General features: G+C 71.4%; 17 protein-coding genes. 12 read left to right on the top strand and 5 right to left on the bottom strand.

Annotated elements, in window-relative coordinates; translation table 11 throughout:
* Window positions 1-11: 11 nt before the first annotated feature.
* Window positions 12-1,808, bottom strand: a complete 1,797-nt coding sequence (locus tag ACFWJX_RS27340) for an AMP-dependent synthetase/ligase (protein ID WP_383248298.1) — start codon at window positions 1,806-1,808, stop codon at window positions 12-14.
* 338 nt (window positions 1,809-2,146) lie between these two features.
* Between ACFWJX_RS27340 and ACFWJX_RS27335 the strand changes: the two genes are divergently transcribed.
* From ACFWJX_RS27335 to ACFWJX_RS27310, 6 genes are all read left to right on the top strand, one after another.
* Window positions 2,147-2,902: a metallophosphoesterase gene (locus tag ACFWJX_RS27335; protein WP_383248628.1), complete on the top strand. Its 756-nt coding sequence runs from the start codon at window positions 2,147-2,149 to the stop codon at window positions 2,900-2,902.
* A 118-nt stretch (window positions 2,903-3,020) separates the two neighbouring features.
* Complete coding sequence (locus tag ACFWJX_RS27330) at window positions 3,021-3,461, top strand: SRPBCC family protein (RefSeq protein WP_383248296.1); 441 nt, start codon at window positions 3,021-3,023, stop codon at window positions 3,459-3,461.
* 78 nt (window positions 3,462-3,539) lie between these two features.
* On the top strand, window positions 3,540-4,700 hold the full coding sequence (locus tag ACFWJX_RS27325) for an ArsA family ATPase (RefSeq protein ID WP_383248294.1): 1,161 nt from the start codon (window positions 3,540-3,542) through the stop codon (window positions 4,698-4,700).
* A 57-nt stretch (window positions 4,701-4,757) separates the two neighbouring features.
* Window positions 4,758-5,264, top strand: a complete 507-nt coding sequence (locus tag ACFWJX_RS27320) for a DUF5304 domain-containing protein (RefSeq protein WP_383248292.1) — start codon at window positions 4,758-4,760, stop codon at window positions 5,262-5,264.
* 101 nt (window positions 5,265-5,365) lie between these two features.
* Window positions 5,366-6,319, top strand: coding sequence for an ROK family glucokinase (locus tag ACFWJX_RS27315; RefSeq protein ID WP_383248290.1), 954 nt, complete (start codon window positions 5,366-5,368; stop codon window positions 6,317-6,319).
* Window positions 6,320-6,434: 115 nt separating this feature from the next.
* Window positions 6,435-7,190: an endonuclease/exonuclease/phosphatase family protein gene (locus ACFWJX_RS27310; RefSeq protein WP_383248288.1), complete on the top strand. Its 756-nt coding sequence runs from the start codon at window positions 6,435-6,437 to the stop codon at window positions 7,188-7,190.
* A 155-nt stretch (window positions 7,191-7,345) separates the two neighbouring features.
* Here the strand turns inward: ACFWJX_RS27310 and ACFWJX_RS27305 are convergent, their stop codons facing one another.
* A complete protein-coding gene (locus tag ACFWJX_RS27305; protein WP_383248286.1) occupies window positions 7,346-7,978 on the bottom strand; it encodes a hypothetical protein in 633 nt (210 codons plus the stop codon).
* A complete protein-coding gene (locus tag ACFWJX_RS27300; RefSeq protein ID WP_383248284.1) occupies window positions 7,971-8,750 on the bottom strand; it encodes an alpha/beta hydrolase in 780 nt (259 codons plus the stop codon). The genes ACFWJX_RS27305 and ACFWJX_RS27300 overlap by 8 nt, the downstream gene beginning before the upstream one ends.
* A 190-nt stretch (window positions 8,751-8,940) precedes the next feature.
* On the opposite strand from ACFWJX_RS27300, the gene ACFWJX_RS27295 reads away from it, so the two are divergent.
* The 5 genes from ACFWJX_RS27295 to ACFWJX_RS27275 all read left to right on the top strand — a co-directional run bounded on the left by ACFWJX_RS27295 (window position 8,941) and on the right by ACFWJX_RS27275 (window position 13,856).
* On the top strand, window positions 8,941-9,711 hold the full coding sequence (locus tag ACFWJX_RS27295) for a lysophospholipid acyltransferase family protein (protein ID WP_383248282.1): 771 nt from the start codon (window positions 8,941-8,943) through the stop codon (window positions 9,709-9,711).
* Between the two features lie 34 nt (window positions 9,712-9,745).
* On the top strand, window positions 9,746-10,978 hold the full coding sequence (gene macS / locus ACFWJX_RS27290) for a MacS family sensor histidine kinase (protein ID WP_383248280.1): 1,233 nt from the start codon (window positions 9,746-9,748) through the stop codon (window positions 10,976-10,978).
* Window positions 10,975-11,652, top strand: a complete 678-nt coding sequence (locus ACFWJX_RS27285; RefSeq protein WP_383248278.1) for a response regulator — start codon at window positions 10,975-10,977, stop codon at window positions 11,650-11,652. Before macS ends, ACFWJX_RS27285 begins: the two co-directional genes overlap by 4 nt.
* Window positions 11,653-11,757: 105 nt before the next feature.
* Entirely contained in the window at window positions 11,758-12,786 is a 1,029-nt protein-coding gene (locus ACFWJX_RS27280) for a 6-phosphofructokinase (RefSeq protein WP_383248276.1), read from the top strand.
* A 74-nt stretch (window positions 12,787-12,860) separates the two neighbouring features.
* Window positions 12,861-13,856 (top strand): 2-hydroxyacid dehydrogenase, encoded by a 996-nt coding sequence (locus tag ACFWJX_RS27275; RefSeq protein WP_383248274.1) that lies wholly within the window; start codon window positions 12,861-12,863, stop codon window positions 13,854-13,856.
* Here the strand turns inward: ACFWJX_RS27275 and ACFWJX_RS27270 are convergent.
* Together ACFWJX_RS27270 and ACFWJX_RS27265 are read right to left on the bottom strand one after the other, a co-directional pair.
* On the bottom strand, window positions 13,808-15,697 hold the full coding sequence (locus ACFWJX_RS27270; RefSeq protein ID WP_383248272.1) for an anthranilate synthase family protein: 1,890 nt from the start codon (window positions 15,695-15,697) through the stop codon (window positions 13,808-13,810). The two genes, ACFWJX_RS27275 and ACFWJX_RS27270, sit on opposite strands and share 49 nt — an antisense overlap.
* A gap of 105 nt (window positions 15,698-15,802) precedes the next feature.
* Window positions 15,803-15,859 carry a trp operon leader peptide gene (locus ACFWJX_RS27265; protein WP_115913573.1) on the bottom strand — a complete coding sequence of 19 codons (57 nt, stop codon included), beginning with the start codon at window positions 15,857-15,859 and terminating at the stop codon, window positions 15,803-15,805.
* Window positions 15,860-15,955: 96 nt separating this feature from the next.
* Between ACFWJX_RS27265 and ACFWJX_RS27260 the strand changes: the two genes are divergently transcribed.
* Complete coding sequence (locus ACFWJX_RS27260; RefSeq protein ID WP_383248270.1) at window positions 15,956-17,308, top strand: class II 3-deoxy-7-phosphoheptulonate synthase; 1,353 nt, start codon at window positions 15,956-15,958, stop codon at window positions 17,306-17,308.
* The last annotated feature ends 195 nt before the right edge of the window (window positions 17,309-17,503 follow it).

The following is a 17,503-nucleotide window of genomic DNA, read 5'->3' as shown; positions in this document are numbered from 1 at the left end:
TCCAGGGACAGCTACTTCGCGTAGATCGCTTCGATCTCGGCCGAGTAGTCCCTCGCCACGACGTTGCGCTTGAGCTTCAGCGACGGGGTGAGGTGGCCCGAGTCCTCCGTGAACTGGGAGGAGAGAATGCGGAACTTCCGCACCGATTCCGCCTTCGAGACCGCGGCGTTGCCGTCGTCGATCGCCGACTGGATCTCGGACAGCAGGTCGGCGTCCTCGCGCAGCGACGCCGCGGTGGAGCCCGCCGGCTTGCCGTGGTCGGTGGCCCAACGGCCCAGGAACTCCTCGTCGATGGTGACCAGCGCGCCCACGAACGGCCGCCCGTCGCCCACCACCATGCACTCCGCGACCAGCGCGTGCGCCCGGATGCGGTCCTCGATCACGGCCGGGGCGACGTTCTTGCCGCCCGCGGTGACGATGATCTCCTTCTTGCGGCCGGTGATCCGGAGGTAGCCGTCCTCGTCGAGGGTGCCGATGTCACCGGTGTGGAACCAGCCGTCGGCCAGCGCCTCCGCGGTCGCGCGGGGGTTGTTCCAGTACTCCTTGAACAGGTGCTCGCCGTGCAGCAGCACCTCACCGTCGTCCGCGATGCGCACGACCGAACCCGGCAGCGGCTGGCCGACCGTGCCGATCTTCTGCCGGTCCCACGGGTTGAACGCGGTCGCCGCACAGGACTCCGTCAGGCCGTAGCCCTCCAGGACCGTGAAGCCGATGCCGCGGAAGAAGTGACCGAGGCGCTCGCCCAGCGGGGCGCCGCCGGAGATGGCGAACTCGCCCTTGCCGCCGAGCACCGCGCGCAGCTTGCTGTAGACCAGCTTGTCGAAGACCTTGTGCTTGATCCTCACGCCGATCGACGGGCCCGACGGGGAGTCCAGCGCCTTGCTGTACGCGATCGCCGCGTCCGCCGCCTTGTCGAAGATCGCGCCCTTGCCGTCCGCCTGCGCCTTGGCCCGCGCCGCGTTGTAGACCTTCTCGAACACACGCGGCACGCCGAGGATCAGCGTCGGCCGGAAGGACGCCAGTTCGTCGGTGAGGTTCTTGATGTCCGGGACCATGCCCAGCTTGATCGGCGCCATCATCGGGGCGATCTGCACCAGGCGGCCGAAGACGTGCGCGAGGGGCAGGAACAGCAGCACGCTGCACTCGCCCGTGCGGAACAGCGGTCGCAGCCGCTCCACCACGTTGCCGCACTCGGCGAAGAAGCTGCGGTGGGTGAGCACACAGCCCTTGGGCCGGCCGGTCGTACCGGAGGTGTAGACGATGGTGGCCGGGTCGTCGGCCTTGGCGAGCGAGCCGCGCTCCTCCACGGTCGCGTCGGAGACGTCCGTGCCGAGCCGCCGCAGCTCCTCGACGCCGCCACCCTCGATCTGCCACACGTGCTTGAGCGCCGGCAGGGTGTCGCGCACCGACTCGACGGCGGCGGTGTGGCCGTCCAGCTCGACGACGCAGGCGGTCGCGCCCGAGTCGGAGAGGATCCACTGCACCTGCTCGGCCGAGCTGGTCTCGTAGACCGGCACGGTGACCGCGCCCGCGCACCAGATCGCGAAGTCGAGCAGCGTCCACTCGTAGCGGGTGCGTGACATCAGGCCGACCCGGTCGCCCGGCTGGACGCCCGAGGCGATGAGGCCCTTGGCGGCCGCGTGCACCTCGGCCAGGAAGGCCGTGGCCGTCACGTCCTGCCAGACGCCGTCGACCTTGCGGGCGATGACGGCGACGTCGGGATGCTGCGCGGCGTTTCTCCGGACGATGTCGGTCAGATTGCCGTCCGCGGGGACCTCGTACAAAGCCGGAAGGCTGAACTCGCGCAAGACTGCTGCTCCTCATAGGGCGCCGGCGCCACGACGTTGTGTGATGCGACGGTGCGGTCCAAGGCTCGGGCAAGTGCTCGCGCATCCGGTTGTTGAAATGCTGAGCACGACTGGACTGCCCGGACGTTACCCGCCGGTATGGCTTCTTCGACAGGGGTTCCCGGCGAGATGTTCGCTGCGTCACACAGATGGGTGTTGCAGTCCGTACGGTAGTCCACCCATTAACTGACTGGCCAGTAACCGCTATCTTCGCCGCCACTGTTCACCTATGCCGCACACGCCTACCCTTGATCGCCATGGCCTCCACACCGTCCGGAAACCCCAGAACACGTATCCACGTGGTCAGTGACGTGCACGGCAACGCGCGCGATCTGGCCCTGGCCGGCGAGGGCGCGGACGCGCTGATCTGCCTGGGCGACCTCGTCCTCTTCCTCGACTACGCCGACCACTCCCGCGGCATCTTCCCGGACCTGTTCGGCGTGGAGAACGCGCACCACATCGTCGAACTGCGCACGGCCCGCCGCTTCGCCGAGGCCCGTGAGCTGGGCGCCCGGCTGTGGGGCGGCGTCGGTGAGGACCGGTCCGCGGTGATCGAGCGGGCGGTGCGCAAGCAGTACGCCGAGATGTTCGCCGCGTTCCCCACACCGACGTACGCCACCTACGGCAATGTCGATATGCCGACCCTGTGGCCGGAGTTCGCCGGACCGGGCACCACCGTGCTCGACGGGGAACGGGTCGAGATCGGCGGGTGGGTCTTCGGCTTCGTGGGCGGCGGCCTGCGCACCCCGATGCGCACCCCCTACGAGATCAGCGACGAGGAGTACGCCGCGAAGATCGAGGCCGTCGGTGAGGTTGACGTCCTGTGCACGCACATCCCGCCCGAGGTGCCGGAACTGGTCTACGACACCGTCGCGCGCCGCTTCGAACGCGGCAGCCGGGCCCTGCTGGACGCCATCCGCCGCACCCGCCCCCGCTACTCCCTCTTCGGACATGTCCACCAGCCGCTGGTACGCCGGATGCGGATCGGGGCCACCGAATGCGTCAACGTCGGGCACTTCGCGGGCACCGGAAAGCCGTGGGCGCTGGAGTGGTGAACACCGGGAGTGAAGGCGGCTGGTCGGGCGCGCGGTAGCCTTCACGCTGCACACACGTGCGCACGCTCGCGCACGGGGGATCTCTCCCTACCGGCCCGCATCTGGAGGAGCCACCGCGATGGCGGAATACACCAGCTCGAGCATCACGATCGAGGCGGCACCGGCCGACGTCATGGCGGTCATCGCCGACTTCGCCCGCTACCCGGACTGGACCGGCGAGGTCAAGGAGGCGGAGGTCCTCGCGGCCGACGCGACCGGGCGGGCCGAGCAGGTGCGGCTGGTCATGGACGCGGGCGCGATCAAGGACGACCAGACTCTGGCATACACCTGGACCGGTGAGAACGAGGTCTCCTGGACGCTGGTCAAGTCCCAGATGCTGCGTTCACTGGACGGCTCGTACCTCCTGAAGCCGGCCGGGGCGGGCGCGACCGAGGTCACCTACCAGCTGACGGTGGACGTCAAGATCCCCATGCTGGGCATGATCAAGCGCAAGGCGGAGAAGGTCATCATCGACCGAGCACTGGCGGGCCTGAAGAAGCGCGTCGAGTCGGGGAAGTAGCCCCACCCCCGGCTCAGCCGCGGCCGACGCCCACCGGTCAACCGGGCACAACCCCGACTTCCGTTACCGTTCACCCTCATGCGCACCCTCCTGATCACCGGCCCCGGCGGCAGCGGCCGTACGACCGTCGCCGCGGCCACCGCACTGGGGGCGGCCCGCGAGGGCGTGAAGACCCTCGTGCTCAGTGCCGACCGCACCGACACCCTGGGCGCGGCGCTCGGCGTGGCGACGGGGGCGGTGCCGGTGAAGGCGGGCCCGGCCCTCACCGCCTGGCGCCCCGACGCCACCGCCGGCTTCCGGGACGACCTCACCGCCTTCCAGGACCGTGCCTCCACCGTCCTGGACCTGCTCGGCGCCTCCCGGCTCGACCCGGAGGAGGTCACCCCGCTGCCCGGCGCGGAGGAACTGACCCTGCTGCGCGCCCTGCGGGACGCCGCCCTCGCCGAGACCCACGACCTCCTCGTCGTCGACCTGCCGGCCGCCCCGCAGGCCCTCGCCCTGCTCGCGCTCCCGGAGGAACTGCGGCGCTACCTGCGCCGGCTGCTGCCCCCGGAGCGGCAGGCCGCCCGCGCCCTGCGCCCCGTACTCGGCCGCCTGGCCGGCGTCCCCATGCCCGCCGAGTGGCTGTACGAGACGACCGCCCGCTGGGACATGGAACTGGCCGCCGTCGAGGCCGTCCTCGCCGACCGCCGGACCGCCGTACGGCTGGTCGCCGAGCCGGGGCCGGCCGGTGCCGACGCCGTCCGGGACGCCCGCCTCGGTCTGGCCCTGCGCGGCCTGTCCGTCGAGTCGCTCCTCGCCAACCGCGTCCTGCCCGAGGAGACCGGCGGCGGCTGGCCGGCCGGGCTCCACACCCAGCAGCAGAAGACCCTCGGGGAGTGGGCCGACGCGCGGACCGTCGCACACCTGGGCCGTGACCCCCGCGGCGCCGACGACCTGGCCGCGCTCGCCGTGCCGGGCGTCAATCCGGCTGCCTCCCCGGTCGAGTGGCCCGTCGAGGACCGGATCGCGGAGGACGGCGTCCTGGTGTGGCACCTCCCGCTGCCCGGCGCTCTGCGCGACGAGCTGGACCTCGTCCGCCGCGGCGACGAACTCGTCGTCACCGCCGGGCCGTTCCGCCGGATCGTCCCACTGCCCTCCGCCCTGCGCCGCTGCACCGTGGAGGGCGCCGCCCTGCGCGACGGCGAACTGCGCGTGCGGTTCGCGCCGGATCCCGCGCTCTGGCCGCGGACCCGCTGAAGGACGTTCCGCCGTTCGGGTAACGTCGTAGGGACGAAACGTAGTCAGGAGCCCGTCATGAGCGAAGAGCTTCCCCCGTCGGACACCGGTGAGCACCAGACCGTCGACGAGGTACCTCGCGCGACCGACGCCGACGCCTGGTCCACCGCCTGTGCCGAGGACCTGGCGGCGGAGAAGGCCCGTCGGCGCGCGGAGCACGGCGTGCCCCAGGGATCGGCCGCCGAGGAACTGCGCAGGCTCGTCGACACGGTCGCCGACAAGCTCTCCGGCCTCCAGTCCCCGCTGCTCGGCGCGGTCGCCGGACCCGCCGCCCAGCAGGTGGTGCGCCAGGTCGTCCAGCAGGCCAAGGCCGCCGTCGAACCGGTCATCGAGCGCAACCCGGACGTCTTCGACCACCTGGCCGCCGCGGGCGGCGAGCTGCTCGCCGCCTACCGCTCCGCCGTCCAGCAGCAGGAGCGGCGCTGGACGGCCCGCACCGCCGATCCGCGCCAGGACCCGGCCGGCCCCCGCGACGACGACGAGGGCCCCGGCCCAGGCCCCAACCAGCGCATCGACCTCGACTGACGGTCCTCGGCCCCGCACCCCGGCCGGCGCTCGCGCGGTAGGGGCACCGCGCCCTCGGGTACGGTTGGCCGTAGCGGGGCTCGACCGAAACTGAGGGATTCATGGGACTCACCATCGGCGTCGACATCGGCGGCACGAAGATCGCGGCCGGCGTGGTCGACGAGGAAGGCAACATCCTCTCGACCTTCAAGGTGCCGACCCCGGGTACGCCCGAGGGCATCGTGGACGCCATCGCCTCCGCGGTGGAGGGGGCGCGCGCCGGGCACGAGATCGTCGGCGTGGGCATCGGTGCCGCCGGTTACGTCAACCGCCAGCGCTCGACGGTCTACTTCGCGCCCAACATCCACTGGCGCAACGAGCCGCTCAAGGAGAAGGTCGAGGCCCGCGTCGGCCTGCCGGTCGTCGTGGAGAACGACGCGAACGCGGCCGCCTGGGGCGAGTACAAGTTCGGCGGCGGCAAGGGCCACCGCAACGTCATCTGCATCACGCTCGGCACCGGCCTCGGCGGCGGCATCATCATCGGCAACAAGCTGCGCCGCGGGCACTTCGGCGTGGCCGCCGAGTTCGGTCACATCCGCATGGTCCCGGACGGGCTGCAGTGCGGCTGCGGTTCCCAGGGCTGCTGGGAGCAGTACGCCTCCGGCCGCGCCCTCGTGCGGTACGCCAAGCAGCGCGCCAACGCCACCCCGGAGAACGCCGCGATCCTGCTCGGTCTGGGGGACGGCAGTCCCGACGGCATCGAGGGCAAGCACATCTCCATGGCCGCCCGCCAGGGCGACCCGGTCGCCGTCGACTCCTACCGCGAGCTGGCCCGCTGGGCGGGCGCCGGCCTCGCCGACCTGGCCTCCCTCTTCGACCCGTCCGCCTTCATCGTCGGCGGCGGCCTCTCCGACGAGGGCGAGCTGGTCCTCGACCCGATCCGCAAGTCGTACAAGCGGTGGCTGGTCGGCGGCAACTGGCGCCCGGTGGCCGACGTGATCGCCGCCCAGCTGGGCAACAAGGCGGGCCTGGTGGGCGCGGCCGACCTGGCCCGCGAACCCGACCCGATCATGTGACCGTCGCTCTCTGACGCAGGGGCGTTCCCCGCACCCCTTCCGGGGGCGCGGGGAACTGCTGCGCGGCCTCCCGGGACCTTGCGCCCGCCGGACGATCAGCCCGTATCGTGACGGTATGGTGACGTCCCCGCCGCTCCCCGAGCCCCGTACGGAACCCGACGGCTCCGCCGTGATCCGCGTCCTCAGTTACAACATCCGGTCGATGCACGACGACACCGACGCCCTCGCCCGAGTGATCACCGCCTGCGCCCCCGACCTGGTCCTCGTCCAGGAAGCCCCCCGTTTCTTCCGCTGGCGCAAGAAGCTCGCCCGGCTCGCGGCCGCGTCCGGGCAGGTCATCCTCACCGGCGGCGGTACGGCCGCGGGTCCCGCCGTCCTCTGCTCGCTGCGGGCGACCGTCGAACGCACCGAGGACGTGCTCCTGCCCCTCACCCCCGGACACCACCGACGGGGCTTCGCCACCGCAGTCGTCCGGTTGGGGGGCGCCCGCCTCGGTGTCCTCAGCTGCCATCTGAGCCTGGACGAGGCCGAGCGGTACGACCAGGCGGGGATGCTTCTCGACCGGCTCGCCGGGCTGGGCGTGGAGCACGCCATCGCGGGCGGCGACCTCAACGAGCGGCCCGGCGGACGCACCTTCACCCGGCTGACCGCCACGCTCCAGGACTGCCGGACGACGGCACCCTGGGGCGGCGAGAACACCTTCCCGCCCGCCCACCCGGACCGCCGCATCGACGCCGTCCTCGCGACCAAGGGCGTGGAGGTCCTGGGCTGCGGCGTCCCGATCGGTCTCCCGGGCATCAGCGAAACGGACCTGAGGACGGCCACGGACCATTTGCCCGTCCTGGCCGCCCTGCGGCTGCCCCCGGTCTGAGCCCCGACCGCCGGACGGAGTTCGGCGCGGCCCCCGAAGCCGGAGAGGCCTCCGGAGCAGAGCGGTGGGGGCATCAGGGGATTCCGCCTTGAGGACGGCCACCGACCACTTGCCCGTCCTGGCCGCCCTCGGAGTGCCGAGCACATGGCGGGTCCTCAGACCACGGCTCCCCGCCCCGGGTCCTGGTCGTCCTCGTCGTCCGGTTTCATGCGCATCACCAGCGTGGCGAAGCCGCCGAGGAAGCCGCCGATGCAGATCGTCGTCAGCCACCAGGTCATGTCCCAGCCGAGCAGGATCGCCAGCAACAGCAGGATCGGGCCGCCGATCACCCCGAGCCAGGCGAACCTGGCCGTCGTGTCGGCGTCGGGCAGCGGCGGCGGCTCGGGCGGCACGAAGTGGCCCTCGTCCTCCGCGTCGAGGTCCGTCTCGGCGGGCTCGGCGGGCTCGGCCGGCGAGTAGTCGCGCGGACCGACACCGGGGGCGAAGGAGACCGAGCTGCCCAGCGGTCTGGCCGGCTTCTTCTCCTCGCCGGGCTCGTCCGCGGCGCCCGCACCCGAGGGTGCGCCGGACGCCGGGGTGTCGTCGTTGGTCTCCACTTCGAGGAGTGCCAGGTCCTCGACCGATTTGAACGGCTTGGCGCCCGGCGGGTCCACCGGCTCGTCGCCGTACCCCTCGACGATCGCCGCCCACGCGGCCTCCTCGTCGAAGGGCACGCTCTGCTCCGGCTCGTGGTCGCGGCCGTCCTCGCGGTCCTCACGGTCCTCGCGGTCGGAGTCGTGCTCAGCCACCTGCGGTCGTCCCTTCCTTGCCGACACTGGGTGCGAGCCGGCCGATGAACGCGAGAGTCTCCTCGAAGATCCGGTCCGCGTCGTGGTCCAACGTCGCCACGTGGTAGCTCTGTTCCAGCAGGACCTCGGTCACGTCCGTCGACGAGACCCGGCTCAGGATCCTGGCCGCGTCGGCGGCCGGCACCACATGATCCCGCACACTGCGCAGGAGCAGCAGCGGCTGGGTGACCTGAGGCAGCTCCCCGTCGACGAGGCGTAGGAAGGTCCGCAGGGAGTGTGCCGAGTGCAGCGGCACGCGGTCGTAGCCGGTCTCGGGGACACCCTCCTTGGCGATGTCGCCGACGATCCCCTTCGTCGTACGGACGAGGTGACGGGCCACCGGAAGCGCGGGGGCGGCCAGGCCGTGCACCTTGTTCGCCGGGTTGACGACCACGACGCCCTCGACCGCGTCGCCGTGCCGCGCGGCGAGCCGCAGGGCCAGGGCGCCGCCCAGCGAGAGCCCGGCCACGAACACCCGCGCGCACCGCTCCCGCAGGACGCGCAGCTCGCGGTCCACCTCCGCGTACCAGTCGGGCCAGCCGGTGAGCGCCATGTCCTCCCAGCGCGTGCCGTGTCCCGGCAGCAGGGGCAGCGAGACGGTCAGGCCGTGCCCGGCCAGGTACCGCGCCCAGGGGCGCAGTGACTGCGGGGAACCGGTGAAGCCGTGACAGAGGAGGATGCCGACCTCCCCGCCGTCGTGGCGGTACGGCTCGGCTCCAGGAAGGACCGGCACCTTCGGTCTCCTGTCTTCGTCATTTCTCGAGGGAAGGCTTTTGACGGGGGATTGCTCGGTGGGAGGGGCGTGAGGTTCACCGTACGCGACCGCACTGACACCGACCAGGGTCGTCGGGGCCTTTGGCCACGACTCCGGGTTAAGGTCTGAGCGACACTTATCAGGAGGCACTCGGTTGTTGTACGGCGCGATGAAGGTTTCCGTCGGGGGGCCACTGAAGATGATCTTCAGGCCCTGGGTGGAGGGCCTGGAGAACGTTCCCGCCGAGGGCCCCGCCATCCTGGCGAGCAACCACCTCTCCTTCTCGGACTCCTTCTTCCTTCCCGCGGTCCTCGACCGCAAGGTCACGTTCATCGCGAAGGCCGAGTACTTCACCACGCCCGGTGTGAAGGGCCGGCTGACGGCGGCCTTCTTCAAGGGCGTCGGTCAGCTCCCGGTGGATCGTTCCGGCGCCCGCGGCGCGGGTGAGGCGGCGATCAAGAGCGGCATAGACGTGCTGGAGCGCGGTGAGCTGTTCGGGATCTACCCGGAGGGCACCCGCTCGCCCGACGGCCGGCTCTACCGCGGCAAACCGGGCGGCCTCGCGCGCGTGGCGCTCGCCACCGGCGCTCCGGTGATCCCGGTCGCGATGATCGACACGGAGAAGATCCAGCCGCCCGGCCAGGTGATGCCGAAGATCATGCGTCCCGGCATCCGCATCGGCAGGCCGCTGGACTTCAGCCGCTACCACGGCATGGAACACGACCGGTTCGTGCTCCGCGCGGTGACCGACGAGGTCATGTACGAGATCATGAAGCTCTCCGGCCAGGAGTACGTCGACATCTACGCGACGGCCGCCAAGCGGCAGATCGCGGACGCGGCGAAGGCCGACAAGGAAGCGGAGAAGGCCGCGAAGGCGGCCCTCGCGCAGGCCGAGAAGGACCAGGCCAAGAAGGAGAAGTCCGAGCGGACCGAGCCCTAGGGGCGGCAGTCCGGGGCTCAGGGGGGTGGGGGAAGTGCCGAAGCGCGAGAGAGTCATGAGGATGTCGGTCGAGCTGCCGCTGTGGCGTGCGCTCACCGCCTACCGGGTGCTGACCATGCTGTACGCGGTGGGCCTGTTCGTCTCCTCCCACGACTCCTACGACCGCCCCGGCATCGCCGTCGCCTACTTCGCCGTCCTGTGCGTCTGGACGCTCGCCACCCTGCCCCGCGTGCAGAACGCGACGGCGTGCACCAAGCGCTTCCTCACCGCCGACCTCCTCATCGCGCTCACCGGCATCCTGCTGACCCCGCTGGTCGTCAGCGACCAGCACATCCAGGAGAGCGGTCCCACCCTGCCGTCGATATGGACGGCCGGCTCGGTCCTGGCGTTCGCCATCAAGGGCGGCTGGCGCTGGGCCGCGTTCGCCTCCACGCCGGTCGCCGCCGCCAACCTGATCGAGCGCGGTCACCCGGCCCGCGACACCGTCCACAACGTCATCCTCGTCTGGGTCGCCTCCATCGCCATCGGCTACGTCGTCGAGGTCGCCCGCGCCTCCGAGCGCACCCTCGCCCGCGCCCTGGAGATCGAGGCCGCGACCCGTGAACGGGAGCGGCTGGCCCGGGACATCCACGACAGCGTGCTCCAGGTGCTGGCCATGGTGCAGCGGCGGGGCGCGGTCATCGGCGGTGAGGCGGCCGAGCTGGGCCGGATGGCCGGCGAGCAGGAGGTCGCGCTGCGCACCCTGGTCTCCCGCGGCCTCGTCCCGGTCTCCCGGGTGTCGCGGGACGCCGCCGAGGGAGCGGTCGTGGTCGCGGTGGACGAATCCGAGGACGGTTCGGCCGCGGACGGTCCGGTCGATCTGCGCGCGCTGCTCGCCCCCTTCGCCGCCGCCCGGGTCAACCTCGCCGAGCCCGGCGCCCCGGTGCTGCTGGCCCCGGCCGCCGCCCGGGAGCTGGCCGCCGCCGTCGGGGCCGCGCTGGACAACGTACGCGAGCACGCGGGGGAGCAGGCACGGGCGTGGATCCTGGTGGAGGACGAACCCGACGCGGTGATCGTGACCGTACGGGACGACGGTCCGGGCATCGCCGCGGGCCGGCTGGCGCAGGCCGAGGGCGAGGGGCGGCTCGGGGTCGCCCAGTCGATCCGGGGCCGGCTGCGTGATCTCGGCGGCGGGGCCGAGCTGGTGTCGACGCCGGGGCAGGGCACCGAGGTCGAACTGACGGTACCGAAACAGCAGGCCAAGCGGGGGAAGGCAGGGACAGGATGAGCAGCGGACAGGGCCCGATCAAGGTGATGGTGGTCGACGACCACCCCATGTGGCGCGACGCCGTCGCCCGTGACCTCGCCGAGGCCGGCCTCGACGTGGTCGCCACCGCGGGCGACGGCGAGCAGGCCGTGCGCCGCGCCAGGGCCACTTCGCCCGACGTGATCGTCCTGGATCTCAACCTGCCCGCCAAGCCGGGCGTCCAGGTCTGCAAGGAGGTCGTCGCCGCCGACCCGGCACTGCGCGTCCTGGTGCTGTCCGCGAGCGGCGAGCACGCCGACGTACTGGAAGCCGTGAAGTCCGGTGCGACCGGCTATCTGCTGAAGTCGGCGTCCACGGAGGAGCTGTTGGACGCGGTGCGGCGTACGGCCGTCGGCGACCCGGTGTTCACACCGGGGCTGGCCGGGCTGGTGCTCGGCGAGTACCGGCGGCTGGCGTCCGACCCCGGGCCGGCCACGGACCCCGACGAGCCGAAGGCGCCCCGGCTGACCGACCGCGAGACCGAGGTGCTGCGGCTGGTCGCCAAGGGGCTGAGCTACAAGCAGATCGCCGAACGCCTCGTCATCTCGCACCGCACGGTCCAGAACCACGTGCAGAACACCCTCGGCAAGCTCCAGCTGCACAACCGGGTGGAGCTGGTGAGGTACGCGATTGAGCGCGGCCTCGACGACGAGTAACACCCCGCCGATTCACCGGAATTGCACCCGCCGGGGCATATCTGTGTGACCTGTATCACCATTACCGTGACCTTCGTCAGGCAACCGCGGCGAAGGGACATTTCCATGCGCGTCGGAGTACTGACCGGGGGCGGCGACTGCCCCGGCCTCAACGCCGTCATCCGGGCCGTCGTCCGCAAGGGTGTACAGGAGTACGGCCATGAGTTCGTCGGCTACCGCGACGGCTGGCGCGGCCCCCTCGAGGGGCGGTCGATCCCCCTGGACATCGCGGCCGTGCGCGGCATCCTGCCCCGTGGCGGCACCGTCCTCGGCTCCTCCCGGACCAACCCCCTCAAGGTGGAGAACGGCATCCGCCGGATCAAGGACACCCTCGCCCGGCAGGAGGTCGAGGCGCTGATCGTGATCGGCGGCGAGGACACCCTCGGGGTGGCCGCGCGCCTGTCCGACGAGTACGGCGTGCCCTGCGTCGGCGTGCCGAAGACGATCGACAACGACCTGTCCGCCACCGACTACACCTTCGGCTTCGACACCGCCGTCGGCATCGCCACGGAGGCCATCGACCGCCTGCACACCACCGCCGAGTCCCATATGCGCGTCCTCGTGGTCGAGGTGATGGGCCGTCACGCCGGCTGGATCGCCCTCCACTCGGGCCTGGCCGGTGGCGCCAACGTCATCCTCATCCCCGAACAGCGCTTCGACGTCGACCAGGTGTGCGCCTGGGTGACCTCCCGCTTCCGGGCGTCGTACGCGCCGATCGTGGTGACCGCCGAGGGTGCCATGCCCAAGGACGGCGACCTGGTCCTCAAGGACGGCACCCTGGACGCCTTCGGGCACGTCCGGCTCTCCGGCGTCGGCGAGTGGCTGGCCAAGGAGATCGAGAAGCGGACCGGCAAGGAGGCCCGCACCACCGTTCTCGGCCATGTGCAGCGCGGTGGCACCCCCAGCGCCTTCGACCGCTGGCTCGCCACCCGATTCGGCCTGCACGCCGTCGATGCCGTCCACGAACGCGACTTCGGCACGATGGTCGCCCTGCGCGGCACGGACATCGTCCGCGTACCCATCGCGGAGGCGACGGCCCGGCTCAAGACGGTGGATCCCGAGCTGTACGAGGAGGTCGGGGTGTTCTTCGGCTGAACCTCCGGGGCGCGGGCCGTATATTCGGCGGAGTCGATTCCGCTCATAGTCGTACGAATCGGGAGCCAGCTGTCATGGAGATCCTCGCCTTCGGCGTCCAGGCCGACGAGAAGCCCCTGATCGAGCGGGCCTTCCCCGCGCCCCACGAGGTCCGCTGCCTCGACGTCTTCCTCAACGAGGACACCGCCCCCATCGCGGCCGGTCACGAGGTGATCTCCACCAGCGTCAACGCCGACCTCGGCGCGCCCGTCCTGCAGGCCCTCGCGGCCGGCGGCACCCGGATGATCGCCCAGCGCTCCACCGGCTTCAACAACATCGACCTGGACGTCGCCGAACGCCTCGGCATGACCGTCGCCCGGGTCTCGTACTACTCGCCGTACTCCGTCGCCGAGTTCGCCTGGACCCTCGCCATGGCCGTCAACCGCCGGGTGGTCCGGGCCTCCAACCGCACCCGCGACTTCGACTTCCGCCTCGACGGACTGATGGGCCGCGACCTGCACGGCCGTACCGTCGGCGTCCTCGGCACCGGCAAGATCGGCGAGGCCTTCACCCGCATCGCGCACGGCTTCGGCGTGAAGCTGCTCGGCTGGGACATCGCCGAGAACCCCGCCTGCGTGGAACGCGGCATGACGTACGTCCCCAAGGACCAGCTCCTCGCCGAGTCCGACCTCGTCTCCCTGCACCTGCCGCTGATGCCGGAGACCCGCCACCTCATCGACGCGGCCGCCCTCAAGGCCATGAAGGACGACGCGATCCTGGTCAACTCCAGCCGCGGCGGCCTCATCGACAGCGCGGCCCTCGTCGCCGAACTGCGCGAGGGCCGCTTCACGGGCGTCGGACTGGACGTCTACGAGGCGGAGGCGGGCCTGTTCTTCCTCGACAAGTCCCTGGAGGCCATCTCGGACGACACCCTGGCCCGCCTGGTCACCTTCCCCAACGTCCTCGTCACCTCGCACCAGGCGTACTACACCGAGGACGCCGTCGGCCAGATCGTCGAGGCGACGGTGCGCAACGTCCTGGACTACAGCGCCGGGCGCCGCTCGGAGAACGTGCTGGTGCCCCGCAGCTGACCCATCAACTCCCGCACGATCGCCGCCCCGTCCAGCGTGAGCACCGACTCCGGATGGAACTGCACACCGGCGAACCCCGGCCCGCGCAGCGCGTGCACCTCCCCGTTCTCCGCCCGGCTCACCTCCACCCCGTGCGCGGTCAGCTCCTGCCGGGCGTCGTCGTCGCACCGCGCCACGAAGCTGTTGTAGAACCCGACGGTCTCCTCCCGCCCGAACAGCTCCACCCGCGTCTGCGCCCCCTGGTACGGCACCTCCTTCCGTACGATGTCCAGCCCCAGCTCCGCCGCGATCAGCTCGTGCCCGAGGCACACGCCCAGCACCCCGTGCCGGTGCTCCCGGACCACCCGCGCGGTCAGCTCCCGCAGGAACCGCATCTTGGGATCGGTGAGATCGGAGGGGTCGCCCGGACCGGGGCCCAGCACCACCGGACCCTCGTGCGCGAGCACGGCCGCCCGCAGCCCCGGCTCGTCGTAGCGCCGGACGGTGACGTCCAGCCCGGACGAGCGCAGGACGTGCGCGAGCATCGCTGTGAAGGTGTCCTCGCCGTCGACCACCAGGGCGTGCCCGGTCAGTTCCCGGGACCGCTCCTGCATCCGCAGCCAGAACGGCGCCAGTGAGGCCCGGCGCCCGTCCAGCGCCGCCCGCACCCGGGGATCGTCGGCCAGCCCGGCCCGCGCCTCCTCCGCCCGCGGCCTTCCCGGCCGTACGCCCAGGGCCGCCAGCACCCCTGCCGCCTTCGCGTGCGTCTCCGCGACCTCGCCCGCCGGATCCGAACCGCGCACCAGCGTCGCCCCGACCGGCACCCGCAGCCGGCCGGCCGCGTCGATGTCGGCGGTACGGATGAGGATGGGGGAGTCCAGGGTCTGGGCCCCGCCGGAATCCCGCCCCAGCAGCGCCAGCGCGGCCCCGTAGTAGCCGCGCCCGCCGACCTCGTGCCGCTCGATCACCCGGCAGGCGTTCTGCACCGGCGAACCCGTGACGGTCGCCGCGAACATCGTCTCCTTCAGCACGTCGCGCACGTCCATCGAGGACCTCCCGCGCAACTCGTACTCGGTGTGCGCGAGGTGGGCCATCTCCTTCAGCCGCGGCCCGACCACCACTCCGCCCATGTCGCCGACGGTGCACATCATCTTCAGTTCCTCGTCGACGACCATCGACAGCTCCTCGATCTCCTTGCCGTCGGCGAGGAAGTCCAGCAGATGCTCGGGCGTCGGCCCCTCGGCGGGATAGCGGTACGTCCCGCTGATCGGGTTCATCACGACCGTGCCGCCGGACATCCGCACATGCACCTCGGGGCTGGCCCCCACCAGCGTGCGGTCCCCGGTGTGCACGACGAACGTCCAGTACGCGCCCCGCTCGCCCTCCAGCAGCCGCCGGAACAGCGCGAGGGCGTCGGCCCTTCCGAACCCCGGGATCGCGCCCTCGTACGTCCGCCGGATGACGAAGTTCGCCCCCTCGCCCCGTCCGATCTCCTCCCGCAGCACCCGCCCGACGATCTCCGCGTACTCCTCGTCGCCGACGTCGAAGCCGCCGCCCTCGACACGCACCTCGTGCGCGGGGAGCTGTTCCAGCGCCGCGGCGAGCGGGATCTCGTACCGCTCCTCGGGGATCAGGACGGACAGCGGCGTGCCGTCGTCGCGGACGTCGAAGCCGCGCTCCCGGATCTGACGGAACGGCACGAGCGCGAGGCCCTCGTCGGGCAGGTCGATGAGCCGCTCGCGGACGGCTACCGGGCCGAGGAGCAGCTCCACGGTGGCGCCGTCCTCCGTGGGGCTGCCCGGCGTGCGGCGGCGCAGCAGGGCGAACGGTCGGGGATCGGCCAGGAGGTCGAGCAGATGCATGGGTCCGTGTCCTTCTCGGTGGAGAGAGTCGACAGGGACGGCCGGGCCCGGAAACACGGAAGGCCGCCCCTCGGGCGGCCTTCGCGAAGTCTTGCGTACGCGCAGTCAGTGGGCCGCCGGATGAGCGGTCCACCACCAGTTCTGGATCGAAAGCGCGAACACGCGACGCACCCTACCCCACGCGCACCTGAGCACCGGGGCGTCTCACCTGTCGGGCCCCACGAAAATCACTCGACACGACCCCGTAATGTGGGATGCGTGACCGTGAACGCTAAGACCAGCGCGAGCGCTGGCAACACCTGGCGAGACCTGCCCGCGGCGCAGCAGCCCGAGTACCCCGACACCGAGGCTCTGCGCGCAGTGATCGCGGACCTCGAGTCGTATCCGCCGCTCGTCTTCGCGGGCGAGTGCGACCAGCTGCGCGCCCGGTTGGCGGCCGTCGCCAAGGGAGAGGCGTTCCTCCTCCAGGGCGGCGACTGTGCCGAGGCCTTCGACGCGGTGTCGGCCGACCAGATCCGCAACAAGCTCAAGACCCTCCTCCAGATGGGCGCCGTCCTCACCTACGCGGGCTCCGTGCCGGTCGTCAAGGTGGGCCGGATCGCGGGCCAGTACTCCAAGCCGCGCTCCAAGAACACCGAGACCCGCGACGGCGTGACCCTGCCGACGTACCGCGGTGACTCGGTCAACGGCTTCGACTTCAACGAGGCCGCCCGCGTCCCGGACCCCGAGCGCCTGAAGCGGATGTACCACGCGTCCGCCTCCACGCTGAACCTGGTCCGCGCCTTCACCACCGGCGGTTACGCCGACCTGCGCCAGGTCCACGCCTGGAATCAGGACTTCGTGAAGTCGTCCCCGTCCGGCCAGCGCTACGAGCAGCTGGCCCGCGAGATCGACCAGGCGCTCAACTTCATGCACGCCTGCGGGGCCGACCCGGAGGAGTTCAAGACGGTCGAGTTCTACGCCTCCCACGAGGCGCTGCTCCTCGACTACGAGTCGGCCCTCACCCGCGTCGACTCCCGCACCGGCCGCCTGTACGACGTCTCCGCGCACATGGTGTGGATCGGCGAGCGCACCCGGCAGCTGGACCACGCGCACATCGAGTTCGCCTCGAAGATCCGCAACCCGATCGGCATCAAGCTCGGCCCGACGACCACGGCCGAGGAGGCGCTCCAGTACATCGAGCGTCTGGACCCCGACCGGGAGCCGGGCCGGCTGACCTTCATCGTCCGCATGGGCGCCGACAAGGTCCGCGACAAGCTGCCGGAGCTGGTCGAGAAGGTCACGGCCTCGGGTGCGACCGTCGCCTGGATCACCGACCCGATGCACGGCAACACCTTCGAGGCGGCCTCCGGTCACAAGACCCGCCGCTTCGACGACGTGCTCGACGAGGTCAAGGGCTTCTTCGAGGTCCACAAGGGCCTCGGCACCCACCCGGGCGGCATCCACGTCGAGCTGACCGGCGACGACGTCACCGAGTGCGTGGGCGGCGGCGACGAGATCTTCGTCGACGACCTCCACCAGCGCTACGAGACCGCCTGCGACCCGCGGCTCAACCGCAGCCAGTCGCTCGACCTGGCGTTCCTCGTCGCCGAGATGTACCGGGACCAGTAGCGGACCGGTGGTGTAGCAGACCGGTGACGGGTTCGCCTGTTACCGGACAGGAAGTGGGGGGCGGGGGACATAAGATGCGCGCCCCCCAACAGAGTTTTGGGGGGTGTGGGGCCGGTTTGGGTTGTTTTGGCAGTTAGATAAGGGGGGGGGGGTGATAACCGGGTGGGTAAGGCACGGGATAGGGATGTAAGGGAA

The sequence above is a fragment of the Streptomyces sp. NPDC058335 genome (assembly GCF_042723915.1).
In the GTDB taxonomy this organism is placed as follows: Bacteria; Actinomycetota; Actinomycetes; order Streptomycetales; family Streptomycetaceae; genus Streptomyces.
Note: the sequence above shows the minus strand (reverse complement) of the source record. Positions and strands in the feature narration are given on the sequence as shown.